This window comes from Klebsiella sp. R390, assembly GCF_051131745.1.
GTDB lineage: Bacteria > Pseudomonadota > Gammaproteobacteria > Enterobacterales > Enterobacteriaceae > Klebsiella.
In genome coordinates this window covers 3986437-4012414 of sequence record NZ_CP180445.1, presented here as the reverse complement: position 1 = coordinate 4012414, position 25978 = coordinate 3986437, and the positions used below count along the sequence as shown (strand labels likewise).

The window sequence follows — 25978 nt, the reverse complement described above, 5'->3', positions numbered from 1 at the left end:
CAGGGCCGGGCGATGAAAATCAGGAGCCCATGCGGTAGTTCGGGGATTCCTTGGTGATCGTCACGTCGTGAACGTGGCTTTCCTGGATACCAGCCCCGCTGATACGCACGAACTCCGCTTTAGTACGCAGGGTGTCGATGGTACCACAACCGGTCAGCCCCATACAGGAGCGCAGGCCGCCCATCTGCTGGTGAATGATCTCTTTCAGGCGGCCTTTATAGGCAACACGGCCTTCGATACCTTCCGGTACCAGTTTGTCTGCCGCGTTATCGCTCTGGAAATAACGGTCTGAAGAGCCTTTGGACATCGCGCCCAGAGAACCCATACCGCGATAAGATTTGTAAGAACGGCCCTGGTAAAGTTCGATTTCACCCGGAGATTCTTCGGTACCTGCCAGCATGGAGCCAACCATGACGGCCGCAGCACCAGCGGCGATCGCTTTGGCGATATCACCGGAGAAACGAATACCGCCGTCGGCGATAACCGGAATACCGGTCCCTTCAAGGGCTTCGACAGCATCAGATACCGCGGTAATCTGCGGAACACCCACGCCGGTGACGATACGGGTCGTACAGATAGAGCCAGGACCGATACCCACTTTCACCGCGCTCACGCCGGCTTCAGCCAGGGCACGAGCACCGGCGCCCGTTGCAACGTTACCGCCGATGATTTGCAGGTCCGGGTATTTGGCACGAGTTTCACGGATGCGCTGCAGAACGCCTTCGGAATGGCCGTGAGAGGAGTCAATCAGCAGTACGTCAACGCCTGCAGCAACCAGCGCATCAACACGCTCTTCGTTGCCTGCGCCAGCGCCAACCGCTGCACCAACACGCAGACGACCGTGTTCATCTTTACACGCGTTCGGTTTACGTTCCGCTTTCTGGAAGTCTTTAACCGTAATCATGCCACGCAGATGGAAGCCGGCATCCACGACCAGCGCTTTTTCAACGCGTTTTTCGTGCATTTTAGCAAACACGACGTCGCGGCTTTCGCCTTCACGCACGGTGACCAGACGCTCTTTCGGGGTCATGTAAACGCTGACCGGCTGGTTCAGATCGGTCACGAAGCGCACGTCACGGCCGGTGATAATCCCCACCAGTTCGTTGTCTTCGTTCACCACCGGGTAACCGGCAAAACCGTTACGTTCGGTCAGTTCTTTCACTTCACGCAGCGTGGTGGTCGGCAGGACGGTCTGTGGGTCAGAAACCACGCCGGATTCATGTTTCTTCACGCGGCGAACTTCATCCGCCTGGCGTTCGATAGACATGTTTTTGTGAATAAAGCCGATGCCGCCTTCCTGTGCCAGGGCAATTGCCAGGCGCGCTTCCGTTACGGTATCCATGGCTGCGGAGAGCATTGGAATATTCAGACGAATGGTTTTCGTCAGCTGAGTGCTGAGATCGGCAGTATTCGGCAGAACGGTAGAATGAGCGGGAACGAGGAGGACGTCGTCAAACGTCAGAGCTTCTTTAGCGATACGTAGCATGGGCAATATCTCGACCAGGGTGGATAAATATTGCCGTGGCATTATACAGAGCGTAACCGATTGCATCCACCCTTTTTTGAAAATAATACTTGCGATTGCCCCTCAGCAGGTTACTATCGACTGAATAACCTGCTGATTTAAAATTTGATCTTGCTCACATGTTGCCATCTAAATCTCCCTCCATTTTCACCGTCAGCCGCCTCAATCAGACGGTTCGCATGTTGCTGGAACAGGAAATGGGCCAGGTCTGGATCAGCGGTGAGATCTCAAACTTCAGCCAGCCCTCCTCTGGTCACTGGTACTTCACCTTAAAAGACGACAACGCCCAGGTGCGTTGCGCGATGTTCCGCAACAGCAACCGTCGGGTCACCTTCCGCCCACAGCACGGGCAGCAGGTGTTGGTTCGCGCCAATATCACCCTTTATGAGCCGCGCGGCGATTATCAGATTATTGTTGAAAGCATGCAGCCCGCCGGTGAAGGGTTACTGCAGCAAAAGTATGAGCAATTAAAAGCGTTGCTGGCGGCGGAAGGCCTGTTCGAACAACAGCATAAGCAGGCGCTCCCCTCTCCGGCCCACTGCGTCGGGGTGATCACGTCGAAAACCGGCGCGGCGCTGCACGATATTTTGCAGGTGCTCAAACGACGCGATCCGTCGCTGCCGGTGGTTATCTACCCCACTGCAGTGCAGGGTGACGACGCGCCAGCGCAGATCGTTCGCGCTATCGCATTAGCCAACCTGCGCGGGGAGTGTGACGTGCTGATCGTGGGGCGCGGCGGCGGTTCGCTGGAAGACTTATGGAGCTTTAACGATGAACGGGTCGTGCGGGCAATTTTTGCCAGCCGCATTCCGGTCGTCAGCGCCGTCGGACATGAAACCGACGTGACCATCGCCGATTTTGTCTCTGACCTGCGGGCGCCGACCCCTTCTGCTGCTGCTGAAATTGTCAGCCGCAATCAGCAGGAGCTGTTGCGTCAGCTGCAGTCCGGACAGCAGCGCCTGGAAATGGCGATGGACTATTTCATCGCTAACCGTCATCGTCGCTTTACCCAGCTGTTCCACCGCCTTCAGCAGCAGCATCCTCAGTTGCGCCTGGTGCGCCAGCAGACCACTCTTGAACGTCTGCGTGAGCGTATGCGTCAGGCGCTTGAAACGCAGATGAAGCGTGCCGATCAACGTCAACAGCGTGTTGTGCAACGCCTGAATATGCAGAACCCGCAGCCGCGCATTCATCGTATTCAGTCACGGATTCAACAGCTGGAATACCGTCTTGCCGAGAACATGCGCGCACGCCTGGGCGATCAACGCGAACGTTTTGGCAGCATGGTGACCCATCTCGAAGCCGTCAGCCCGCTGGCGACGCTGGCACGCGGCTATAGCGTCACTTCAGCCAGCGATGGCAAAGTGCTGAAACAAACCAAACAGGTGAAGGCCGGCGATCGGCTTTCCACTCGCCTGAATGACGGTTGGGTTGAAAGTGAAGTCACCGCGGTCACGCCCGTGAAGAAAACACGGGCGAAAAAAGCCTGACAGCGCGTCCGTCTTACTCAGGCAGAACCCACTCCACCCGCTTTTTCGAAATCAGCCCGTGCCCGTGCTGACAAAAATAATCTACCGCCCCGCACGCCTTTAATACCTCAAGCGGTTGGTGACAATCCGGGCAGCGGGCCTCCGGCGCAAAGTCTGTTGCACAGTGACTACAGTGCGCACTCTGCCCCTGCAGTTCCAGTGGCGCATGACAAACAGGACAGGCAAGTTCCATGGTGATTCCTTACTGAAGGTTTATCTGCCCAGTTTATCATGACATCCGCTTCAGTGCGGCCCGCGTAATTGCTGCTGTAGCTCCAGCAGCAGCGCCACCTCGTTGATCCGCCGCTGGGTTAAGCGGGCGACCTCATCGGGCGCGCGGACAAACAGGCTGTTGTCGCCCAGAATATGCTCCCCCAGACAGTGGTCGTAGATGGCACCGGCGCGCTGCCAGCTATCGACGTGCTCACCGTCAATCAACGACACCACCTCGCAATTATCGCGGCGATCCTGACTGATAATCCGCCCGTCACGCAGCCACAGGCGAAGCCCTTTCTGGCCTCCGGAAGGCCCGGCATATTTGTTCAGCCAGATGTTAAGCGGAAGACCGCTCATCTCCCCCGTCAGGTGGGCGCTACCTTCTGCAGTGTGAACATCACCAGGTGCGATGGCGTGACCGAGACGGTCGCTGGCCTGCCGGACCGCAAGATGAATGTCATCGGCCCCGCCACAGTAGCGAATAGTTTCGCGCAGCATGGCCAGCACGTGGGTACCGATATCGAGGATCACGCCATCGGGATGGCGCAGCTGACGGGTGTCCGGTTCACCGGTGGCAAAGTTGAGCGCCACCGGCTCGCCGTTTTCGTTAAAACCGCTGGGCTCCTGCAAAAAACCGTCGATACGGACGATGTCGCGAATTGAAGAGACCAGCGGCGGGTGGCTTAGCGCTGGACCTTGCCAACGGGCGTCCAGCTCACCTAAGGCCAGCTTCAGCGCGCCATCACGCGCCATCCAGTGATCGAGCGCCAGTACCCGCCGCGCGGTATGCGGATCGCTAAGCCGTGTTCGCAGACGGGCAATCTGTTGCAGGGTAGCAACAACCGGCTTTTCCACCACAATGCGCGGACAGGCTGATGCCAGCGCCGCTTCCAGCACCGGCAGATGCTGTAGCGAGGCGGTAGTGATAAACAGCAGATCCAGCGGTTTGTCGAGCAGCGCCGCCAGCGATTCACAGCAGGTGATACCCGGCAGTTTTCTCCCGGTATTGGCATCAAAGCCCCAGCACGCCGTGAGCGGTATCGCCAGACGCCCGAGAGCCGGAAGATAGGCGGTTTCGACAACCGCACCCAGTCCAATAAATCCTACTTGCATCGTGACCCTGCCATCGTGATTGCCAGATAATCAGTAAAAAGTATGCGGTTATTATACATGCCGTCTCATCGTGCGTTGCGGATTCATTCAGAGGGACGATGCGTTCCTGAGGGATAAAAAAACCCGCCAACGGCGGGTTTTCAATTATTTGCTTTTCTTGATGTGTTTAATCAAGCGCTTACGCTTACGCATCTGGTTTGGCGTCAGGGTATTACGTTTGTTGGCAAACGGGTTCTCGCCCTCTTTGAACTGGATGCGGATCGGCGTCCCCATGACTTCCAGCGATTTGCGGAAGTAGTTCATCAGATAGCGTTTATAAGAATCCGGCAGGTCTTTCACCTGGTTTCCGTGAATAACCACGATCGGCGGGTTATAACCACCGGCATGAGCATATTTCAGCTTCACGCGACGACCGCGCACCAGCGGCGGCTGGTGATCTTCGGCGGCCATGGTCATGATACGGGTCAGCAACGCCGTCCCGACACGACGGGTCGCGCTGTCATAGGCTTCGCGTACGGATTCAAACAGATTACCCACGCCGCTACCGTGCAGGGCGGAGATAAAGTGGATGCGCGCAAAGTCGATAAAGCCCAGACGGAAGTCCAGGGTCTCTTTAACCTGCTCTCTGACTTCCTGGCTCAGGCCATCCCATTTGTTGACGACAATCACCAACGAACGCCCGCTGTTGAGGATGAAGCCCAGCAGAGAGAGATCCTGATCGGAGATCCCTTCACGGGCATCAATAACCAGCATCACAACGTTAGCGTCTTCGATCGCCTGCAGCGTTTTGATCACCGAGAATTTTTCGACTACATCGGTAATTTTCCCGCGCTTACGCACGCCAGCGGTGTCAATCAGCACGTATTCACGTTCATCGCGCTGCATCGGAATGTAAATGCTGTCGCGCGTGGTGCCCGGCATGTCGTAGACCACGACGCGGTCTTCACCAAGAATACGGTTGGTCAGCGTTGATTTACCGACGTTCGGACGGCCCACAATCGCCAGCTTGATCGGCAGATCCTGCGGGTTGAAGTCATCTTCAGGCTCTTCGATTTCTTCGCCATTTTGCTCTGCTTCAAACTGCGCCCAGTATGCCGCATCTTCATCGACTTCTTCCGACGGGTCGATTTCTTCTGCCCACGGCAGCAGGACGTGCTCCAGCAGGCTGGTGACACCGCGACCGTGAGACGCCGCGATCGGATGAATATCACCCAGCCCCAGCGACCAGAAATCGGCAATCGCCTGATCGGCATCGATGCCGTCAGTTTTGTTCGCCACCAGGAAGGTTGGTTTTTCACGAGAGCGGAGGTGTTTAGCGATCGCCGTATCCGCCGGCATCAGACCCGCGCGGGCATCAACCATAAACAGCACCACGTCCGCTTCTTCAATCGCCAGCAGGGATTGTTCCGCCATCCGGGTTTCAACGCCATCTTCTGTGCCATCAATACCGCCGGTATCGATACAGATAAATTCGCGACCTTCAACTTCAGCACGACCGTACTTACGGTCACGAGTCAGCCCCGGGAAATCCGCGACCAACGCATCACGAGTGCGCGTCAAACGGTTGAAAAGCGTGGATTTTCCAACATTAGGGCGCCCGACAAGCGCGACCACAGGTATCATGTTAAATGCCTCTTACAAATTGCTATGCAACGTCGTTTTGACGACGTTTTTAAAAAAGTCAAAACGGCCCCTGTGTGCCAGGGGCCGTTTCTCAATATGCACTATACCGCTGTCTCCCGGTCGCAGGAGCAACCCGAATCAACAGGGTATGCCGCTACGACTAACGCGTAATGGAATACAGCGTGCCGTCTGTTGCCTGGATCAGCAGTCGACCATCGGCTACTGCCGCGTCGGTACGGAAGCCGGAGCTATCCACTTTCTGCTGGGCCACAAAGTGACCATCCTCTGGGTTAATCCAGTGCATATAGCCTTCGCTATCGCCAACGACCAGGTTGCCATTATACAACACCGGCGCCGTTAACAGACGATGTAATAGATCGCTTTGCGTCCACAGCGTCACACCACCTTCAGTGGAGAGCGCCAGGATACGGTCATTCTGATCGACCATGTAGATACGATCGCCGTCAACGATAAAGTCGTTCACCGAGCCCAGCTCACGTTTCCACATGATCTGGCCGCTACGCAGATCCAGCGCCGTCAGGTTACCATTATACGCCAGGGTATAAACCACGCCATTAACGATAACCGGAGTGGTATCGACGTCATTCAGACGGTCGATTTCAGTCGGGCCCGTTGCCTGGGAGATACGCTGCTGCCAGATGATCTGCCCTTGTTGCATCAGCACGGCGCTCACGCGACCGTTGTCACCGCCAACGATGGCTGCGCCATAGGCGGTCGCCGGGGCAGATTCACCGCGCAGAGACAGCGCCGGCATATCCAGGTTGACGGTCCATTTGACCGCACCATCCGTTTCGTTCAGCGCCTGCAGCTGGCCGTTGCTGGTATGCACCAGCACCATGCCGTCGCTGATCACCGGACGAGAAATCGCTTCACCGGCCACACGCGCCTGCCACGCTACGGTACCATCGCTGGTATTCAGCGCATACAGCTGGGCTTTTTCGCTACCGATATAGACATGACCGCCGGAGACCGCGATACCGCCGGAAAGCAGTGCCGGGGTCCGGGAGAACCAACCGTCTTTCTCAGCCAGGTTAATTGACCAGACTTCTTTACCATCGTCAGCGTTCAGCGCTTTGACGGTACCTTTACGATCGGCCGCATAGACTACGCCGTCCGCAAAAGCCGGGTGCAGGTTAGAATAGAATTCGCCGATACCATCGCCAACAGAGGTGCTCCAGGACGTGGACGGCGTAAACTGGTTTTCCACCGTCGGCAGTGGCGACATTTTCACCACATCTTCTTCGCTGTTAAACAACGAACAACCGCTTAATAAAGTAACGGAAAGCAGCCCTGGCAAAAGTAATTTACGCAATTGCATCGAGTCCCTCTCAGATGGACAGATTATTTATTTTCATACGCATCATTTCGCTGAGCGCTGGTGAAGCATCGCTTTTCACGCCAGCTTCCCAGGCTGCGCGCGCGCCTTGCTTATCGCCTTTATCGAGCAGAATCTCACCACGGAGATCGGCAACGATAGCAACCCAGCCCTCGCCTTTAATACCATCAAGGGTTTTCAGCGCTTCATCTGGTTTCTTCAGCTGCAGCTGTACACGCGCGAGACGCATATTGATAACCGACTTCAGGTTATCATCCGGCGCCGCGGTGAGGCCCTGCTGAAGCTGCTTTTCGGCATTTTGCAGATCGTTCTTGTCGACAAAACGCTGCGCCAGTTCCAGTGAGGTGAACGCGCCGTAGGTATTTTTGTTGTCAGCCGCAAATTTCTCTGCCGTCGTCAGCGCTTCAGGCTTGTCTGATTTGAGTCCTGAAATCGCGTTCTCATAGGATAAAGACGACTCTCGCGCCGTATCCTGCTGATGAGAGCTCCAGTAGCGCCAGCCAACCAACGCACCAATCCCTAAAATCACACCAACGGCCAGCGCTTTACCATTTTCGGCAAAGAAACGCTTGAGCGCATCGACCTGATCGTTTTCGTTGTTATACGTTTCCACGCAGTCCTTCTCCTGACTAATGATTCCCGGGAGATTAACCCAGTAGTGCGCGCAAGTGCGCAGCAACGCTATCCTGCGTTACGGTAGTTTGCTCACCTGAGCGTAAATCCTTCACCACCACGTTTCCGTCAGCAATTTCTGACTCGCCGACCACCAGAGCAACACGAGCGCCCCATTTGTCCGCGCGTGCAAACTGCTTCTTAAAGTTGCCGCCGCCGTGGTTAGTCATCAGCTTAAGGCCAGGCAGCGCATCGCGAACCCGCTCAGCCAGACGCATTGCGGCGGACTGGGTGTCGGTGCCGGAGGCTACCAGGTATATATCGACAACGGAATCGGCTTTAAATTCCGGATTAACTGCCTGGACCAGTAAAACAAGACGTTCCAGACCCATCGCGAAGCCCACACCCGGCGTTGCACGCCCGCCCAGCTGCTCCACCAGGCCATCGTAACGACCGCCGGCACACACCGTTCCCTGCGAGCCGAGACTGGTAGTCACCCACTCAAACACGGTACGGTTGTAGTAATCCAGTCCGCGTACCAGGCGCTGGTTCACGGTATAGCGAATACCGGCGTCATCCAGCAGAGCACACAGCCCGGCGAAATGCGCTTTAGAATCTTCATCCAGATAGTCGCCTAACGCAGGTGCGTCGTTCAGCAGCGCCTGCACTTCCGGATTTTTGGAATCCAGAACGCGCAGCGGGTTGGTGTACATGCGGCGTTTGCAGTCTTCGTCGAGCTTATCTTTAAACTGCTCGAGATAGGCGACCAGCGCATCACGATAGGTGGCGCGAGCTTCCAGCGAACCAATAGAGTTCAGCTCCAGCGCGACGTGATCGGCAATCCCCAGTTCACGCCACCAGCGAGCGGTCAGCATGATCAGTTCAGCGTCAATATCCGGGCCCTGCAGGCCAAAGACTTCAACACCCATCTGGTGGAACTGACGATAACGCCCTTTTTGCGGACGTTCGTGGCGGAACATCGGCCCGACGTACCACAGGCGCTGTTCTTGATTGTACAGGAGACCATGTTCGATGCCGGCACGTACGCAGCCCGCCGTCCCTTCCGGACGCAGCGTCAGGCTATCGCCATTGCGGTCTTCGAAGGTATACATCTCTTTTTCAACCACGTCGGTGACTTCACCGATCGCGCGTTTGAATAACGGGGTCTGCTCTACAATCGGCAAACGGATTTCGCTATAACCGTAGCTGCCGAGTACCTGTTTCAGTGAGCCTTCAATGCGCTGCCAGAGAGCGGTCTCGCCCGGCAGATAATCGTTCATGCCACGGATGGCTTGAATGTTCTTTGCCACGTTTAATCTCTTTATATATATACAAAAATGAACCCCGACGCCGCGCGTCTGCAGGTTCAATCATACACGGGAAGTGATATACCGCCCCAGATTATTTCTCTTCGACCTGCTGAACGTCGATACGACGCGCTTCGTCGAGCATCGAGGCTTTGGCACGAATTCGCGCTTCCAGCTGATCGATCATATCGTCGTTATCCAGTCGGTCCCTGCGCACGCCATCTTCATACAGGCCGCTTTTTTTATTGCCGCCGGTTACCCCGAGTGTCGATACCAGGGCTTCGCCAGGACCGTTCACCACACAGCCGATAATCGAAATATCCATCGGCGTGATGATGTCTTCCAGGCGCTGTTCCAGCGCGTTGACGGTGCCGATCACGTCAAATTCCTGACGTGAGCAGGTTGGGCAGGCGATAAAGTTAATGCCGCGGGCGCGAATACGCAGAGATTTCAGGATATCGAATCCAACCTTGATCTCTTCAACAGGATCCGCCGCCAGCGAAACGCGCAGGGTGTCGCCGATCCCTTCGTTAAGCAGCAGACCGAGCCCGATCGCCGACTTCACTGCGCCACTGCGCGCGCCGCCGGCTTCAGTGATCCCGAGGTGCAGCGGTTGATCGATCTGCTTTGCCAGCAGACGATACGATTCAACGGCCAGGAACACATCCGACGCCTTCACGCTGACCTTGAATTGATCGAAGTTCAGACGATCGAGATGATCGACGTGGCGCATCGCTGATTCGAGCAGCGCCTGCGGCGTCGGTTCACCGTATTTTTCCTGCAGATCTTTTTCCAGCGAACCGGCGTTGACGCCGATACGGATCGGAATATTTTTATCGCGAGCACAATCCACTACCGTGCGGATACGCTCTTCGTTGCCGATGTTGCCCGGGTTGATACGCAGGCAATCCACACCGTACTCCGCCACTTTCAGGGCGATACGGTAATCAAAGTGGATATCGGCGACCAGCGGTACATTGACCTGCTGTTTGATGAGTCTGAACGCCTCTGCCGCATCCATCGTTGGCACCGAGACGCGGACAATATCCGCGCCAACGCGTTCTAAGGCTTTGATTTGATTTACTGTCGCTTCCACATCGGTGGTGCGCGTATTGGTCATCGACTGGACGGCGATGGGGGCGCCATCGCCAATCGGCACATTCCCAACGTAAATACGTTTCGATTTTCTACGTTGAATCGGAGCCTGGTTATGCATGAAAAATCTCCCGCGTTACCCGTCTGTTACTGCGCCGCAGCTGGTTCGGCACTGAGGGTCAGACGCGCAACCTGGTTAGTTCTGATAAAACGACTTAAATCGACGGGTTTACCCAGATACTGAATCTGTACGGCTGCCGGAGCACCGATTTTCAGTTTGTAAGGAGCCTGACCGCTGAGGTTCAGGTTACCGCCCTTACGCTGTAAACCGCTGAACAGTTTTTTGCCGGTCGCATCGCTGACTTCCAGCCAGCAGTCAGCAGAAAAGTTCAGCACCAGGTCCTGAGCGGCAGCCGCGGTTGCGGTAGCGTCAGCCGGGTTAGTTGGCAACGGCGTGGTCGGAGCCGGTGTCGCTGCGGCAGTATCAACGTTGGCCTGAGACGGCGCCACTACGGCGTTGTTGTCTGCTGGCGCCTGAGCAGTGGCCGCTGGCGCTGGTGTGGTATCAACCGGTGCGCTGTTGGCGATGTCGCCCGCGTTGTCCGGCGCTGTGCTGCTTGCTCCGGTATCCAGCGGAATATTCTGGTTGCCGTCGCCGGCATTTAGCTCCGCGGTCGACTGATCGGCCATTGAAGTGATCTCTGCCTGCTGCGCTTTATGGTCTTGCCACCACCAGGCACCGCTGAGGCCAATCACCACGAACAGTACCAACCAGGTGAAGCTCATCAGCCAGCCGTCACGCTTTTTACGGCGTTTGCCCAGAGAGAAGCTCTGCATCGGCGCAACTTTTGCCGCACGAATCGGGGCCTGTTTTGCCATCATTGGCAACAGTTCTTCTTCCGGGATGTGGACAAGACGCGCATAGGAGCGGATATAACCGCGCAGGAAGGTGGAAGCCAGATCGGCAGGCGCCTTATCGTCTTCAATGTCACGGACCGTGGACACTTTCAGGCATAAGCGCTCAGCCACCGCTTGCTGGCTGAGTCCGAGTTGTTCGCGGGCATTACGCAGACGCGCGCCCGTGGTATTTGCTTCTTGATGGTCTTGAGTGGCTTCAGTATTCATTCGACAACTACTGGTACGTGAATTTAAAGTTCAGCGCCGGTCAGACCCGCGCCGCGAAACATCTGCTAAACGACATACAATGAGTATAAATCCGCCTGGCTAACTCTCACATATACTTATCAATACTGCATGCTAAGCGGTTGTAGTGCCGCTACATACTGCCTCAAAGTCGACAGAAACGCACCGTAATTATTGCCTGAACTGGCGTATTTCGCCTGGCGATTAGGCTTAAATACGCAGCACGCGCTTTATGACGCGCGCTGCGTTATTTATCAGACCGTTTTCACCTCAATTGCTTCACCCTGCATACGTTTACGCATCGTACGTTTGGTACGGTCGATAACGTCGCCGGCCAGCTGACCGCAGGCGGCATCGATGTCGTCTCCGCGGGTTTTACGGACGATGGTGGTGAAACCATAATCCATCAGGACCTTGGAGAAACGGTCGATGCGGCTGTTGGAGCTACGGCCATACGGCGCGCCCGGGAACGGGTTCCATGGGATCAGGTTGATCTTGCACGGCGTATCTTTCAACAGCGCAGCCAGTTCATGTGCATGCTCGGTGCCATCGTTGACGTGATCGAGCATTACGTACTCAATGGTGACACGACCCTGGTTGGCGTTGGACTTAGCAATATAGCCGCGAACCGAGTTCAGGAAAGTCTCAATATTATATTTTTTGTTGATCGGCACGATCTCATCACGAATCGTATCGTTCGGCGCATGCAAGGAGATCGCCAGCGCCACATCGATCATATCGCCAAGCTTATCCAGCGCCGGCACGACGCCAGAGGTAGACAGCGTGACGCGACGTTTTGACAGGCCAAAACCGAAGTCATCGAGCATGATTTCCATCGCCGGTACGACGTTGGTCAGGTTCAGCAGCGGCTCGCCCATCCCCATCATCACCACGTTCGTAATCGGGCGCTGGCCGGTAATTTTGGCCGCGCCGACGATTTTCGCCGCGCGCCAGACCTGGCCGATGATTTCAGACACCCGCAGGTTACGGTTAAAGCCCTGCTGTGCCGTCGAGCAGAATTTACACTCTAATGCACAGCCGACCTGCGACGAGACGCACAGAGTGGCGCGATCGTCTTCCGGAATATAGACCGTTTCAACGCGCTGATCGCCAACGGCAATCGCCCATTTGATGGTGCCGTCGCTGGAGCGTTGCTCTTCGACCACTTCCGGTGCACGGATCTCCGCGACTTCTTTGAGTTTGTTGCGCAGCACTTTGTTGATATCGGTCATATCATCAAAATCATCGCTGCAATAGTGATACATCCATTTCATCACCTGATCGGCGCGGAAAGGCTTTTCGCCCATGTTTTTGAAAAACTCGCGCATCTGCTGACGGTTCAGATCCAGCAGGTTGATTTTGGCATCTTTGTTCGGCACCGGCAGAGCGGCGTTATCAGGTGTGACAATATGTTCAGACATAATCGATTCCGGCCTCGTTGTTACACGTTATGGCCCCAGGAGGGTTGAAAAAAGAAACGCCCCTGAGAACGAGTGCTCGTTCAGGGGCGCTGCATTGTACAAATTCTGGCGTATCAATACCACGTTTGCACGCGGCAATGATGAAAAAATCTGTTACTGCGTACTGAATCCTCTACGGCTCTCCGGTTATCGAAAAGACGAGGACCAGGATCGCCAAAGTATTTCAGGTCACGGCGAGGCGGCAAGTTCGCAAATCCCCGGGAGCATAGATAACTATGTGACCGGGGTGCGCGAATGAAGCCAACAAAGCAGTGGCGTGAAAGACGCAGGAGATTAGCGAGTGCGCGGGCAAACCTCGCCTTCCGCAAAGAAGAACGCGATTTCGCGAGCCGCAGACTCAACAGAGTCGGAACCGTGGGTGCCGTTCTCGGTAAAGCTGTCAGCGTAGTCTGCGCGCAGGGTGCCTGCCAGCGCGTTGTCCGGGTTAGTTGCACCCAGCAGGTCACGGTGACGCTGCACGGCATTTTCGCTTTCCAGAACGGAAACCACGATCGGGCCAGAGGTCATGAACTCAACCAGACCGTCAAAGAACGGACGACCTTCGTGCTCAGCATAGAAACCGCGAGCCTGCTCAACGGTCAGATGCAGCATTTTAGTGCCGACAATTTTAAACCCTGCAGCTTCAAAGCGAGAAAAGATGCCGCCAATAACGTTTTTTGCCACCGCGTTTGGTTTGATGATGGAAAAAGTACGTTCAATAGCCATGATAACCTCTTATATATGTTGTTCTGTTTCGCAGATGAGACCGATAAATACGGCGCGAATTATAATCATCATCTGCCGCCGTTGCCTATGTGTTTAGGTAACATTTTTTTAAAAAAAAGCGACCTTCAACAACAAATACAGCCAATCAATACCTGTTCCACTTATTGCAGCGTGAAATTCGCGGTAGCAATCTGGCCACTTTCCTCCATCACCACCAGCTGATAGCGGCCGGGCTGCTCCAGCGGCACGGTTGCACTGCTGCCGGACGCCGCCTGCGGTTCACCATTGAGGAACCACCAGCGCCGCCCTTCACCACCGCTGGTCTGCAACGACAGCATTACCCGCGCCGCTCCCGGCAGGCGTTTGATCACCGCGCCGTCCCCTACGCCGGTCAACACCAGCGGGGCGACATCCGAGACCTGCGGCGGCGGACAATCCGCGGAAACCGGCCCCAGCCTGGCGCTACGTCGCTCGCTCGCCGGCAGCCAGGGTTCAAGCGGCAGCGGCCAGACATCGACCCGCCGCTCGACGGCACCGGGGCAGTCTGCCGCCACGCGCCGTCCTTGCCCATCAGTCCACACCGGGAAGCGAATGCCGCGCGCCCCTTCCTGACCCGGAAGCAACAGCGTCGGCGGCTGACTGCCGTCCAGCAGCCATGTCGCCAGCCGCCGACGGCAGTTGCTGTCTCCCGCCGCCAGGCTCTGCCCGCCCGGCCAGCAAATCGTCGCCGCGCTCACCGACGCCGGTCGCGGGTCGACGGGCAGTCCGTCGCGCCCCGTCATCGGCCGAGCCAGCAGCATATTATTGACCTGATTTAACAACGGCACCGCACTGGCAAAACCAAACTGCCCCACCACCGGCGTACCGTCCGGCCTGCCGGTCCAGATACCGATCAGATACCGGGCGTTCACGCCAATTGCCCAGGCATCGCGATAGCCGTAGCTGGTGCCGGTTTTCCACGCCAGCGGCACCACCTGTGGCAAAGAGGCATCCGGCACCGGCTGCGCTTCACCGGCCAGGATTCGTCGGACGATCCACGCCGCGCCCGGCGACAGCAGCGGCCTTTCCACCAGCGGCGCATCCGGTGTCATTCGCAGCCGTGCGGCATTGCCGTGGCGGGCGAAGGCGCTATAGCCAGCCACGATATCCTCCAGTTTCGCCCCCGCCCCGCCGAGGATCAGCGACAGGTTTGGCTCTGCACCCGCCGGTAGCATCAGCGGCAGGCCGGCGTTGCGTAAGGTAGCAGCAAAGCGCTTCGGCCCGTAGGCTTCAAGCACCTGCACCGCCGGCAAATTCAGCGAGCGCACCAACGCGTCGCTGGCGCTGACCGGGCCATGAAAGCCGCTGTCAAAATTTCCCGGACGATAATCGCTAAAGCGCCGCGGAACATCCTGTAACAACGAGGCCGGATGAATCAGCCCATCGTCCAGCGCCATACCGTAGACAAAGGGTTTTAATACCGAACCCGGAGAGCGAACCGCTGACACCATATCGATATGACCGAAGCGGCTATCGTCGGTGATATCCGCTGAGCCCACCCAACCACGCACGCGCATGTTGGTATGGTCGACTACCACAATCGCCAGCGAGCTGCGCGGCGGCAACCGTGATTTCCAGTTGAGGGTCAGGTCTTCCAGCTGCCGCTGAAGCCCGGCATCCAGAGTAGTCACCACTTTCTCCTCACGGCTACTTGCCAGCATACGACGCGAGAAAAGCGGCGCCAGCTGCGGCATCTGCCGCGGGAACAGCCAGACCGGTTCTTCCTTTGCTTCCTGCACCTCGCTGCCAGGCCAGACGCCCTGAGTGCGCATTCTCTCCAGCACCTTATCCCGGGCAGCCTGAGCCCGCTGCGGCCAGCGATCGGGGCGTAAACGGCTCGGCGCCTGCGGCAGTACCGCCAGCAGCGCCGCCTCACCGTAGCTCAGCTGCGCCGGCGGTTTCCCGAGATAGGCCCAACTGGCGGCACCAATCCCCTGGAGCGTACCGCCAAAGGGGGCACGATTAAGGTACAGGGTCAGAATATCGCTTTTCGACAGGTGCCATTCCAGCTGCAACGCACGCCAAAGCTGGCGCAGCTTGCCACCGAAAGTGCGGGGATGAGGGTCGAGCAGGCGGGCGACCTGCATGGTCAGCGTACTGCCGCCGGAGATCACCCGTCCGGCGCGCATATCCTGCCAGGCCGCGCGCAACACCGACAACGGGTTAACACCAGGATGGCGCCAGAACCAGCGATCTTCATACTGGATCAGCGCCTCAAGATAACGCGGTGACACATCATTCAGGGTCACCGGATAGCGCCAGACGCCCTGACTATCGGCGAACCGCCACAGCGGCGTACCGTCTTCTGCCACCACCACCCGGGCCGGCACTACCTCATTAAGCGGCAGCGGCCACAGACGGTCAGCGGCCAGTACCACCAGCCAGAGTATAACAATGCCCGCCGCCAGCCAGCGCCAGCGGCGGGTTAGATGCAACCAGCGCCACATTTATGGTGTAATCACCAGCGGGCCGCTGGCCGCGCCGGTTGCCCGCCATTGCGGAACATACATGGATTCCACCTGCGGTTGCGGAACCTGATAGGTTCCCGGCGTCACCGCGCGGGCCAGATACACCAGCGTGACCGGCTGCCCTTCATTAATCGCCACCGCGGCGACAAAGCGATCGTCGCGGAATTCGATATGTTGAATATCCGCCTGCTGCATCTGGTTCAGCAGGTTCTGCACCCCTTCGCCATTCTCCTGCAGGCTGGCGCTGCTGTTCGCCAGGTTCTGGTTTTCCAGCTCCAGCCCCGCCGGCAGCAGATCCACCACCAGCGCATCCGGCACGTTTCTGTTGGCGGTCACTTCAAGTTTCACCAGCACCAGTTCACCGCTGCGTAGCGAGCTCAGCGATTTCTGCTGACCGTGAGTATCGAAAACATGGCGCTCGATGCCCAGCACGTTCCCCGCTGGCTGCGGTGCGGTCAGCGGATAACCGCTGCTATCGACACGCAGCCACAGCGGCTGATTCCCGGTGTTGCTGACCTGCAGGGTCGCCAGGCGATCGGCGCTCAGGTTTTGAGTCAGCGGTTTATCCGCGGAGAGCGGCTGCGCCTGCAGCGAGGTCTGCGCCTGCCAGTTGCCGGGTAAATTCTGCAACGTCCGGCCTGCGAGGAACAAAGCGTTGGTCTCCTGGGTCGAGAGCCAGCGCTGGCCGTAGGCCTCTTCTGCCAGCGCGCTCAGTAAGCGGGTCTGTGCTTCCGGCAGCAGTTTGTTCTCCTCGAGCAGCGCCAGCTTCAGCGCATCGTCGCGCAACGCGCTGCCATAATCGCCAAGCCAGCGGTTCTGATCCTGACGCGGAGTGGTCATCGCCAGCTCCAGCGCCCGATCGCCGCGCGGAGCATCCCCCATCGCTTTCAGGGCGATCCCCAGTTGCAGCAGCGACAGGCCGGAACGCGCCTGCTCATGCCGGTTCCAGATTTCACGCAATGCACCCAGCGGGGCTTTTTGCTGACGCGCCAGCACCAGCGCCGCATAGGCCTGAGCGGCGAAACGGCTGGCGGCGGCATCATCGCTGTAGCGCACTGTCATCAGCCCCGGCTCCTGCAGGTAGCGCAGCAGACGCTGATTACCGTTATTCAACGCCTGGGTCGGTACGCTATAGCCTTGCTCGCCAGCGCGCACGAGGAAATCCATTGCGTAGGCGGTCAGCCAGTACTCTTCCGGCCCGTCTTTGTCCCACAGGGCGAATCCCCCGTCAGCACGCTGCATATTCAGCAGGCGGGAGATCCCGATCTCCACCGCCGCGCGGCGTTTCTCGTCGCTGTCGCCGACAATCCCCCACGTTTTTAGCTGCGCTGCGTTGGTGTAAAGCGACGGGAACAGCCCGCTGGCGGTCTGCTCCAGGCAGCCATACGGGTACGCTTTCAGATCGCGGATATAGCGTGCCAGGTTAAGCGGCGGCTTGCCGCTGAGCACCAGTTGCCCCTGGAGGGTCGCCGGCGAGAAGCCCTGGGTTTGTGCTGCCGGTACCTGCCACTGCTCTCCCGGCTGCAGCACCACGCCGCTGTTCACCGTTTGTGCCGGGAAGGCCGGACGCACGCCAATCTTCCACTGTTTCTGGATGGCAGCGAACGTCTCGCCCGGCAGGGTCAGACCGTCAATCGTGGCGTTCACCTGACCATCACCGAAACCTTCCCGCGCACGCACCGGAATAAACAATGTGCTGCGGGCGCCGGGCGCCAGCTGTACCGGCGGGATGGCCCCGCCATCGAGCTGCAACAGGCCGCCGGCGTTCAGCGTAACGTTCAGGGTTTGCGGTCGGTCGGTCAGGTTGCTGAGATCCAGCGCCAGCCGGGTTGTGTCGCCGCTGGCGAGGAAGCGTGGCGTGTTAAGCTCCGCGATCACCGGCGCGGCGACCACCACCTTCTGGTCGCTGCTGCCAAAGTCATCGGCGGTCCACGCCTGCGCCATAACCCGCAGCTCACCGTTAAAGTCGCCAATCGGCAGCGTCACCTCACCTTCGCCCTGCTCATTAAGCACCACCGGCTGCGCCTGTTGGGCAATAATGGTGACGTGGTTCACCGGAGGTTTACCGCCGCGTTTAAGCTCATCGCCGTCACCGCCGAAGCGCAGGCTGGCCAGACGCCCCTGGCCCTCAATGACCTGACCGTAGATATCATAAATATCCGCGCCGTAGCGTTTCTGACCGAAGAAGGCATTCCACGGGTCCGGCGTCGCGTAATCGGTAATATTCAACACGCCGCTATCCACGGCGGAGAGCAGGACGTTCACCTGTTTTGGCACATCGCCCTGCTGCACGCTGGCTTTGACTTTCACCGTCAGCGGCTGATTCGGACGCATTTTTTCAGGTGTCTCCAGCGCCAGCTTCAGACGACGGTTTTCGTCACCCAGCGGCAGATGCAGCAGGCCAACCGCCCGTTTCGGCGTTGCGGAGCGGGATTTATCTCCGGGACGAATCACCAACGTGCTGAGGTAAAGGTCGTGACGGTTCCAGGTTTTATCGACCGGAATCGACAGTTCCATTCCACTTGCCGGGACGTCAATCTCCTGCCACCACAGCGGGCCTTCGCTGGATTCAACCATCGCATAGCCTTTGCCGGCGGCAGGCGCGGCGATCTGCAGCTTGATGGTATCGCCGGGTTTATAGGCCGCTTTATCCAGCTTCATGGTGACCCGATCCGGGCGCGCCGCCCCCGTGCCGTCACTGTTATCCTGCCAGCTGTAGCCTGCCCAGAAACGCACGCTGCTGACCGAATCATCCGGGCCTTTGACCTCCAGGCGGTAAGAACCCCATTCCACCGGGAAGCTCACCTTCGCGGTTTGCCCGGCCGGAATATCCAGCGAGGTTTCACCTTCCTGCAGATCTTTTTGATCAAACTGCGACTGCCAGCCTTCGCTGTCTGACCAGTTCCAGTAGTAGTCGCGACGCTCGCGAATCAGACGGACCTGCAGGCCGGAGACCGCTTTTTTCTCGCCTTTGGCATCGGCATAGACAACGTCAAACGCGGCGGTGCTGTTTTCATCGACCACCGGCTGCTTCACGGTACTGTCGGTGCGGTAGTCATACACCTCTTTGAGGGCAAATTCGGGACGGATCCCCGGCAGAGTATCCGCAGGCCAGATCGCTTGTTGCACGGTGCGGGTGACCGGACGACCGCCGGACTCCAGCAGGCTGGCCTGGAGGATCACCTGCAGCGGCGAATGGCTCTCCTGCCACTGGCTGGCGGTGGTCACTTCACCATGCCCTTTATCGTCGAGCGTCATCTGGACTTCATCGAGGCTCCGGGAGAGGTTTTCCTCCGCAATATCGCCAAACTGGAAGCCCGGCAGAGCGGCCACCGCGTCACGCAGTGGGCGCAGGAACAGCTTGCCCTGCAGCTGGTTGCCGCTTGCCGGAGCGCCGTACAAATAGGCGCCGGCCACCGCGAAGCGGACGTCGGCATCCGGGGCGAGCGGCGCGTTTTGCGGCGTCAGATTCAACGCCATACGTTCCGGCATAAAGTCTTCGACGTGGAAATCCCATTCGCGCGGCTGGTTGTCGCCGGTGCTGGCGCGAATATGCCACATGCCGGTAGCCGCATCGCTACCCAGGGGATAGATAAACTGATACAGGCCGTTGACCGGCTTGCTGACCTGCGAACGGATCACCTGACCATCCGGCTGAACCACTTCCAGTTTTACCGGCTGCTCGGCCAGCGGTTTACCGTCGCCATCACGCAGCAGCGCGTTAAGAATGACCGTCTCTCCAGGGCGGTAGAGATCGCGCGGGCCAAACATAAAGAACTGTTTACTGAACCCTGGCGCACCGGCAATCGAGAACTCGGCCAGATCCAGCGCGGGAAGTTTGAGATCCAGCAACGTCGTCTGACCCTCTTTGCGGGCCAGCAACAGCGCTGCGTCTTTGTCGGTTTGCAGCGTCACATGACCCTGGCTGTCGCTTTTCGCCTGGGCCAGCGTCTGTCCTTTGGCATTCAACAGTTGCACTTCAATGTCAGATTGCGCCGCGCCGTTTTCCAGGCTCTGGGTAAAGACATCCAGCCGGTTATGGTAGCGGTGCGCCGACATGCCGATATCGCTCAGCGTAAACAGGGTCGCGGCGTTGCTGTAGCTATAGCGTCCCGCCGGGTTCATGACCGCCACATAGACGCCTGGCTGCTGTAACGGTTGAATATCCGCCAGCGGCAGCAGCAGTTTCTCCCGGGTATTACGCGCCGGGTTGAGGTCGAAACGTCCGGTGTAAACCAGCTCGGCCATTTTCAGCAGCTCGTCGGATTCCCAGTTACTCAATGAATTACGATATTCCCACTGACTGACGAACGCCGACAGCGATTCGGGTTTGACGCGGTAAAAATTGACGTCGACGTTATCCACGTTCAGCGCCATCACCGGCAGCCCGGCCACCACTTTACCCGGCAGCAGCGAACCGCGGCTGGCAAAGCCCACGCTGGGGGCAATATCCCGGGTGGTGATGGTTTTTTCAAATGAGGTATCGAAGGTCGCTGCGTTCAGCGCAACCAGCGTCGGGTCGACGGAGACAATCAGCTCACGTTTGGGTTCAAGGTGGCGCAGTCGCAGCGTTTTCAGATCAGGCGAGAGTTCCCAGGCACCGTCAACCTTGCCGCTTTTTTTATCGACCAGGTGCACGCTGCGGGAGAAATCCTGATCCGGCTTTAACGGCACGGAAAACGTCAGCACCAGCGCCGCGGCGCCATCCAGCTGGAGCTCCGAGGCATCGAGCAGGGTCAGCGCTTTGCCTTTACTTTTTTCCGCCAGCGCCGCCAGTTGGGTGCTATCAAGTTTTGCCCCCTCCTCCTTCGCCGCGGGAGACGCCGCAGGCGCGACGGCCTCTGTTTTACTGCTGTCGTCACACCCGGTGAGTGAGAGTGCGGTCAGCAGCGCCAGCGACACTGCCGCTAAACGAAATGGTTTCATCCTTTAACCCCTTGGCCCAAACAGCCAGATACCTATCGTGCACTCATTATTATGCGTCGCAGGCAGAATTACCAATCGGGGACGATTTGTTCTGCCGGGCTGACACCGGGTATTCAGCCCGGAACGAATGAGACATTAGTGCAGTACTGTGAACAATGAGGTAGTAGAAAACGCCGCTGGGCTGTACGCGCAATACGCCTGGCGCTATCTGCATCAGCAGGCTTTTTAATATTCCGTCCACAGAGCGCTATGGGGGCGTATCACATTCCGGTCGCCTTCCGGTGAAAATGCCTTGTCGGTCAGGGCAAAAACATCAACAATCTATCTATTATTGATGACACGGAGGCAGCCATGTCCACTTCGTTTTTTGTCGCCGCTGACTGGTTAGCGGAACATCTTGATGACCCGGAAATCCAAATAATCGATGCACGAATGGCCCCGGCGGGCCAGGAAGCGTTGCGCGATATGGATGCGGAATATCGCGCCGGCCATATTCCCGGTGCGCTTTTTTTCGATATTGAAGCCCTGTCCGATCACACCAGCCCGCTGCCGCATATGATGCCGCGGGCGGAAGCGTTCGCCGTCGCCATGCGTGAACTGGGCGTGAGCAGCGATAAACATCTGGTGGTCTACGATGAAGGCAACCTCTTTTCAGCGCCGCGAGCATGGTGGATGCTGCGTACCTTTGGTGTGGCAAACGTCTCGATTCTCGCCGGGGGCCTGGCCGGCTGGCAGCGTGAGGAACGGCTGCTGGAACAAGGGAACCCTGAACGAGCAGAAGGTGAATTTGATGGGCGTTTCGATCCACTGGTGATCAAACGTCTGACCGATGTGCTGTTGGTCAGCCATGAAGGATCGGCGCAGATCGTCGATGCGCGCCCGGCCCCCCGCTTTAATGGCCTGGCCGATGAGCCTCGTCCGGGGCTGCGTCGCGGCCATATTCCCGGGGCGCTCAACGTACCGTGGGGCGATCTGGTAATTAACGGTGAACTCAAAACTGTTGATGAACTGAATGATATTTTCATTCGCCAGGGCGTGGATTTTGATCGGCCGATTATCGCCAGCTGCGGCTCAGGCGTCACGGCGGCGGTAGTCGTGCTGGCGCTGACCACGCTGGGCGTCAACGGCGTTTGTCTGTATGACGGCTCATGGAGCGAATGGGGTGCACGTAGCGATCTGCCGATCGAGCCGGCGCAATCTTAGGGCTGGGTTTCACGCCATTAACTCAGCCAACGAGATGGCGTGTCGCGCCAATCCCGACAGGTGCACATTGCAACTGCCAGCCTGAACACAAGCCACGCAGAATAACCTCACGTACGCGCAGTACGTGAGGAATTGATTCGTTTTGTTCCCTCTTCGGGTATTATGAAAACGGAGCAAAGATAAATCATTGTGAACACGGCCCTGGGCCAGGATGACCAATAAAATAGCCCAATGGAACAGGCTATTACTTACGGTGATATTAATATTTTGAACAGCAAATTATTGCCATGTTGTTAATTATCACCGTTATCGTATTTGTTTAACCTTCGATAAATTAACAAACCAACAGGGAAGATAATGAATAATAAACTCTTACGCTGGTATCTTTTATCCGTCGATATCAGCTTCATCATATACTGGGGTGCTGCGCTGCTGGATCTATTCCCCGGAGAAATGTTGTTTAATAACTATCATGATGACGTGATTACTGCCTGGAACTGGTCTTTTTTCCCAATCGATATCATTGCTTCATTCATCGGCCTGAGCAGTATTTATATTTATAAAAAGAATGTGAACAGCCATCTCGCCATGCAGCTGGCTAATATTAGCCTGAGCATGATTTTTTGTGCCGGAATGATGGCATTATCATTTTGGGCATTAACAGAAGATTATAGTATCAGCTGGTGGGTTGCTAATCTCTATCTTGCTATCCCTTCAGCCGGCTTTTTATATAAATTTATGATAGTAAAACAGAGCGTTGTAAAACAGAGCGTTAATTAAGTTATCAGTAACGTTAACCCGCACCGGGTACATACCGCATAACGGGGGCGCAATGCCCCCGTTATCTTAGAGAATGCGGTTCTGTTTGAAGTCACGCAGGAAACTGCCCCAGCGCTTTTCATAAAACGGCGTGATATGGGCCATCATAAAATGACTGATGCCTTTTTCACCTTCAACAACCTGACAAATATCAACCGGCTCATCGCCAGGTAAGGTATCGGTCGCCACGCTGCCGGTCGCCTGGATAACCGACTCAATATCGCCTTCCACTTCAAGGCCAATCAGCAGGTTTGCCGGTGCCTCTGCGTTGTCCTTAATCGAACAAAGATACGCGCGTCTGACGGTCTTCAGCGTTTTAAACAGCGTCGTCAACGAGTCGATCATCTGCGCCGGTGGCTCGGCGACTTCTGACAGCAACAACGACTCACCACCTTCGATCACCGTCTGCGTGCTAAGCGGTGTCCCCTCTTCCCCCAGCAGATGCTTGATCTCGTTGGGCATAAACTCTTTGCCGGTAGGCAGCTTCGCATTGAGGAACAACGTTTCACCAAGAGTCATGGCAAACAGCGTACGTGCCGGCATCGCCACAAAGGACTGCTCGTCGGTGACCGCCTGCTGCAAAGCCTCCAGCGAGGTGAAAAACGGAATAACCGACGCCCCGTCGTCTTTCTCCCAATGCTGTAAGTCTACGGCGCTCTCTTCAACCACCGCTTCGCCTTCCGCCGCCGCACCGGGCACCCACACGGTGGATTCCAGCAGCACACGGAAAAATGCCGGACGGTGGCCCGGTTCGATCGCCGCCTGTTCCAGCAGGGTTTCTAATTCATTTTTAGTTTCGGACATAATGCTCACAACATCAGAATCGGAATGGCCCCGGCAACGCTGGCCGGGGCTACGAGTCAGGGCAATCACCCCGGCGCTTTTACTCTGCGGTTAACAGATTGGCAATCGTACGCACACCGAGGCCCGTCGCACCGGCGGACCACTGCTCCACGGCGGATTTACGGTAGGTTGCCGAGCAGTCAATGTGCAGCCAGCCCTGATGATAGTTTTCAACAAAATGCGACAGGAAACCTGCCGCCGTGCTGGCGCCAGCCGGGTAAGCGGCGCTGCCGGTATTATTCAGTTCGGCGAAGTTAGACGGCAGCTGACCACGGTGGAATTCCGCCAGCGGCAGACGCCAGAAGGCTTCATTCTCTGCCTGTGCGCTCGCCAGCAGACGGTGAGCCAGTTCGTCATCGAAGCTGAACAGCGCGTGGTAGTCGTTCCCGAGCGCGGTTTTCGCCGCACCGGTCAGGGTTGCAGCGTCGATGATCAGCGCCGGCTTCTGCGCGCAGGCATCGATCAGACCATCGGCCAGCACCAGACGGCCTTCGGCGTCGGTATTCATGATCTCGACGGTCTTACCGTTGCGGTAGCGAATAATGTCGCCCAGTTTGAAGGCGTTACCGCTGATCAGGTTGTCAGCGCAGCACAGGTACAGCTTCACGCGCTTGTTCAGACCGCGGGTAATCGCGAATGCCAGCGCACCGGTCACCGTCGCTGCGCCGCCCATGTCGGACTTCATGGAGTCCATGAACGCGCTCTGTTTGATGCTGTAGCCGCCGGAATCAAAGGTGATACCTTTCCCGACCAGGCAGGCATACACCGGTGCATCTTTATCGCCGGTTGGGTTGTAATCCAGCGCCAGCAGTACCGGCGGACGCTCGGATCCGCGACCCACGGTATGCAAACCGAGATAGCCCTGTTCACGCAGGTCTTCACCTTTGGTGATGCGGTAAGAGACGTTGTCGCAGGCTACGCCGCACAGCAGATCGACGGCACGCTGCGCCAGCTGTTCCGGCCCCAGATCTTCTGCCGGGGCGTTGATGGTGTCACGGACCCAGTCGATGATCGTCAGGCGGCTGTCCAGCTCGCTCTTCTGGGCTTCGTCCAGCGCCGGCCATTCCACTTTGCGGCTGCCTTTCGGCCCTTTATAACCGGCCCAGAACGCCCATGCGCGATCGGTATTCCAACCTTCACCGCTCAGCGCAACATGCTTAATCCCCATGCCATCGACCTTACGTGCCGCACGCTGAATCAAACCCAGGTCGTCTTTACCGTTCAAATGCAGGGTGATGCCGTCATCATTAATGCTGTAAGTCGCTTTTTCGCCCCAACGCGCATCGGCAGGCTGAGTCGTCAGCGTAATTTTCATGGCTTCTGTCATTTTTTTCATCCTTATTAGCAAACGGGCCACCCTATGGCAGCCCGTTAGAATTTTTCCGCTATATGCGCCGCGTTGCAGGAAGGCGGCAACGTGGCGCATGACGCGAAAATTATTCGGCTTCGTCTAACCAGACTAGCAGAATCGCCTCAAGAATTTTTTCATTCGATGCGTTTGGATTGTCATCGAACGCTTCCAGCTCGCAAATCCACTGATGCATATCGGTGAAGCGAACGGTTTTCGGGTCGAGATCCGGGAAAGCGTCGTACAGCGCTTCACCAATTTCACGACTATCGGTCCATTTCAGTCCCATATTAATGCTCGCGTGCGTGGTTGATGGTGTAACGCGGGATCTCGACGACCAGGTCATCGTGGGTCACGCGCGCCTGGCAGCTCAGACGGCTATCCGGCTCAAGCCCCCATGCCTTATCCAGCATGTCGTCTTCGTCTTCCGTGCTTTCCGCCAGCGAATCAAACCCTTCACGCACAATGCAGTGACAGGTCGTGCAGGCACAGGATTTTTCGCAAGCATGTTCAATCTCGATGCCGCTACGTAACGCCGCATCCAGAATGGTCTCACCGATCTCAGCTTCCACAACTACGCCATCCGGACACAGGTCCTGATGAGGCAGAAAAACAATCTTTGGCAT

At 57.3% G+C, this 25978-nt stretch carries 20 protein-coding genes; 3 read left to right on the top strand and 17 right to left on the bottom strand.

Features of this window, described 5'->3' with window-relative positions; all coding sequences use genetic code 11:
• Nucleotides 1-19 precede the first annotated feature (19 nt).
• Nucleotides 20-1486, bottom strand: a complete 1467-nt coding sequence (guaB, locus tag ACMYSP_RS18840; protein WP_123755364.1) for an IMP dehydrogenase — start codon at nt 1484-1486, stop codon at nt 20-22.
• A 158-nt stretch (nt 1487-1644) separates the two neighbouring features.
• Between guaB and xseA the strand changes: the two genes are divergently transcribed.
• Nucleotides 1645-3015, top strand: a complete 1371-nt coding sequence (gene xseA / locus ACMYSP_RS18835; RefSeq protein WP_434583559.1) for an exodeoxyribonuclease VII large subunit — start codon at nt 1645-1647, stop codon at nt 3013-3015.
• Between the two features lie 13 nt (nt 3016-3028).
• On the opposite strand, the gene ACMYSP_RS18830 is transcribed toward xseA, so the two are convergent.
• The 12 genes from ACMYSP_RS18830 to ACMYSP_RS18775 form a co-directional block, all read right to left on the bottom strand.
• On the bottom strand, nt 3029-3247 hold the full coding sequence (locus ACMYSP_RS18830; protein WP_123755366.1) for a zinc ribbon domain-containing protein: 219 nt from the start codon (nt 3245-3247) through the stop codon (nt 3029-3031).
• Nucleotides 3248-3297: 50 nt separating this feature from the next.
• Nucleotides 3298-4383 (bottom strand): Gfo/Idh/MocA family oxidoreductase, encoded by a 1086-nt coding sequence (locus tag ACMYSP_RS18825; protein WP_434583558.1) that lies wholly within the window; start codon nt 4381-4383, stop codon nt 3298-3300.
• Nucleotides 4384-4527: 144 nt separating this feature from the next.
• Nucleotides 4528-6006 (bottom strand): ribosome biogenesis GTPase Der, encoded by a 1479-nt coding sequence (gene der / locus ACMYSP_RS18820; RefSeq protein ID WP_123755368.1) that lies wholly within the window; start codon nt 6004-6006, stop codon nt 4528-4530.
• 160 nt (nt 6007-6166) lie between these two features.
• The gene (bamB, locus tag ACMYSP_RS18815) at nt 6167-7345 is read right to left on the bottom strand and encodes an outer membrane protein assembly factor BamB (RefSeq protein ID WP_123755369.1); all 1179 of its coding nucleotides are present in this window, start codon (nt 7343-7345) and stop codon (nt 6167-6169) included.
• A 10-nt stretch (nt 7346-7355) separates the two neighbouring features.
• Nucleotides 7356-7976, bottom strand: a complete 621-nt coding sequence (locus tag ACMYSP_RS18810) for a YfgM family protein (protein ID WP_434583557.1) — start codon at nt 7974-7976, stop codon at nt 7356-7358.
• Nucleotides 7977-8010: 34 nt separating this feature from the next.
• The gene (gene hisS, locus ACMYSP_RS18805; protein WP_434583555.1) at nt 8011-9285 is read right to left on the bottom strand and encodes a histidine--tRNA ligase; all 1275 of its coding nucleotides are present in this window, start codon (nt 9283-9285) and stop codon (nt 8011-8013) included.
• A 91-nt stretch (nt 9286-9376) separates the two neighbouring features.
• Nucleotides 9377-10498, bottom strand: coding sequence for a flavodoxin-dependent (E)-4-hydroxy-3-methylbut-2-enyl-diphosphate synthase (ispG, locus tag ACMYSP_RS18800; protein ID WP_123755372.1), 1122 nt, complete (start codon nt 10496-10498; stop codon nt 9377-9379).
• A gap of 26 nt (nt 10499-10524) precedes the next feature.
• Entirely contained in the window at nt 10525-11502 is a 978-nt protein-coding gene (gene rodZ, locus ACMYSP_RS18795) for a cytoskeleton protein RodZ (RefSeq protein ID WP_434583554.1), read from the bottom strand.
• A 272-nt stretch (nt 11503-11774) separates the two neighbouring features.
• Nucleotides 11775-12941: a bifunctional tRNA (adenosine(37)-C2)-methyltransferase TrmG/ribosomal RNA large subunit methyltransferase RlmN gene (locus ACMYSP_RS18790; protein ID WP_434583553.1), complete on the bottom strand. Its 1167-nt coding sequence runs from the start codon at nt 12939-12941 to the stop codon at nt 11775-11777.
• 333 nt (nt 12942-13274) lie between these two features.
• Entirely contained in the window at nt 13275-13706 is a 432-nt protein-coding gene (ndk, locus tag ACMYSP_RS18785) for a nucleoside-diphosphate kinase (protein ID WP_041146713.1), read from the bottom strand.
• Between the two features lie 161 nt (nt 13707-13867).
• Complete coding sequence (pbpC, locus tag ACMYSP_RS18780) at nt 13868-16192, bottom strand: peptidoglycan glycosyltransferase PbpC (protein ID WP_434583552.1); 2325 nt, start codon at nt 16190-16192, stop codon at nt 13868-13870.
• Nucleotides 16193-21139, bottom strand: a complete 4947-nt coding sequence (locus ACMYSP_RS18775) for an alpha-2-macroglobulin family protein (protein WP_434583550.1) — start codon at nt 21137-21139, stop codon at nt 16193-16195. It lies immediately after the preceding gene.
• Nucleotides 21140-21490: 351 nt separating this feature from the next.
• Here ACMYSP_RS18775 and sseA point away from each other — a divergent pair, with 351 nt between their 5' ends.
• The gene (sseA, locus tag ACMYSP_RS18770) at nt 21491-22342 is read left to right on the top strand and encodes a 3-mercaptopyruvate sulfurtransferase (protein WP_434583548.1); all 852 of its coding nucleotides are present in this window, start codon (nt 21491-21493) and stop codon (nt 22340-22342) included.
• 357 nt (nt 22343-22699) lie between these two features.
• Complete coding sequence (locus ACMYSP_RS18765; RefSeq protein ID WP_434583547.1) at nt 22700-23122, top strand: DUF5360 family protein; 423 nt, start codon at nt 22700-22702, stop codon at nt 23120-23122.
• A 66-nt stretch (nt 23123-23188) separates the two neighbouring features.
• Here the strand turns inward: ACMYSP_RS18765 and sseB are convergent, their stop codons facing one another.
• The 4 genes from sseB to fdx all read right to left on the bottom strand — a co-directional run bounded on the left by sseB (nt 23189) and on the right by fdx (nt 25978).
• On the bottom strand, nt 23189-23965 hold the full coding sequence (gene sseB / locus ACMYSP_RS18760; protein ID WP_434583545.1) for an enhanced serine sensitivity protein SseB: 777 nt from the start codon (nt 23963-23965) through the stop codon (nt 23189-23191).
• 79 nt (nt 23966-24044) lie between these two features.
• A complete protein-coding gene (gene pepB, locus ACMYSP_RS18755) occupies nt 24045-25331 on the bottom strand; it encodes an aminopeptidase PepB (protein WP_434583544.1) in 1287 nt (428 codons plus the stop codon).
• 109 nt (nt 25332-25440) lie between these two features.
• Nucleotides 25441-25641, bottom strand: a complete 201-nt coding sequence (iscX, locus tag ACMYSP_RS18750; protein WP_154144164.1) for a Fe-S cluster assembly protein IscX — start codon at nt 25639-25641, stop codon at nt 25441-25443.
• A gap of 1 nt (nt 25642) precedes the next feature.
• Entirely contained in the window at nt 25643-25978 is a 336-nt protein-coding gene (gene fdx / locus ACMYSP_RS18745; protein ID WP_004866372.1) for an ISC system 2Fe-2S type ferredoxin, read from the bottom strand.

Bases quoted from the DNA above. Each gene is read 5' to 3' on its own strand.
- guaB (WP_123755364.1), bottom strand. From the start codon at position 1,486: ATGCTACGTATCGCTAAAGAAGCTCTGACGTTTGACGACGTCCTCCTC.
- xseA (WP_434583559.1), top strand. From the start codon at position 1,645: ATGTTGCCATCTAAATCTCCCTCCATTTTCACCGTCAGCCGCCTCAAT.
- ACMYSP_RS18830 (WP_123755366.1), bottom strand. From the start codon at position 3,247: ATGGAACTTGCCTGTCCTGTTTGTCATGCGCCACTGGAACTGCAGGGG.
- ACMYSP_RS18825 (WP_434583558.1), bottom strand. From the start codon at position 4,383: ATGCAAGTAGGATTTATTGGACTGGGTGCGGTTGTCGAAACCGCCTAT.
- der (WP_123755368.1), bottom strand. From the start codon at position 6,006: ATGATACCTGTGGTCGCGCTTGTCGGGCGCCCTAATGTTGGAAAATCC.
- bamB (WP_123755369.1), bottom strand. From the start codon at position 7,345: ATGCAATTGCGTAAATTACTTTTGCCAGGGCTGCTTTCCGTTACTTTA.
- ispG (WP_123755372.1), bottom strand. From the start codon at position 10,498: ATGCATAACCAGGCTCCGATTCAACGTAGAAAATCGAAACGTATTTAC.
- rodZ (WP_434583554.1), bottom strand. From the start codon at position 11,502: ATGAATACTGAAGCCACTCAAGACCATCAAGAAGCAAATACCACGGGC.
- ACMYSP_RS18790 (WP_434583553.1), bottom strand. From the start codon at position 12,941: ATGTCTGAACATATTGTCACACCTGATAACGCCGCTCTGCCGGTGCCG.
- ndk (WP_041146713.1), bottom strand. From the start codon at position 13,706: ATGGCTATTGAACGTACTTTTTCCATCATCAAACCAAACGCGGTGGCA.
- pbpC (WP_434583552.1), bottom strand. From the start codon at position 16,192: ATGTGGCGCTGGTTGCATCTAACCCGCCGCTGGCGCTGGCTGGCGGCG.
- ACMYSP_RS18775 (WP_434583550.1), bottom strand. From the start codon at position 21,139: ATGAAACCATTTCGTTTAGCGGCAGTGTCGCTGGCGCTGCTGACCGCA.
- sseA (WP_434583548.1), top strand. From the start codon at position 21,491: ATGTCCACTTCGTTTTTTGTCGCCGCTGACTGGTTAGCGGAACATCTT.
- ACMYSP_RS18765 (WP_434583547.1), top strand. From the start codon at position 22,700: ATGAATAATAAACTCTTACGCTGGTATCTTTTATCCGTCGATATCAGC.
- sseB (WP_434583545.1), bottom strand. From the start codon at position 23,965: ATGTCCGAAACTAAAAATGAATTAGAAACCCTGCTGGAACAGGCGGCG.
- pepB (WP_434583544.1), bottom strand. From the start codon at position 25,331: ATGACAGAAGCCATGAAAATTACGCTGACGACTCAGCCTGCCGATGCG.
- iscX (WP_154144164.1), bottom strand. From the start codon at position 25,641: ATGGGACTGAAATGGACCGATAGTCGTGAAATTGGTGAAGCGCTGTAC.
- fdx (WP_004866372.1), bottom strand. From the start codon at position 25,978: ATGCCAAAGATTGTTTTTCTGCCTCATCAGGACCTGTGTCCGGATGGC.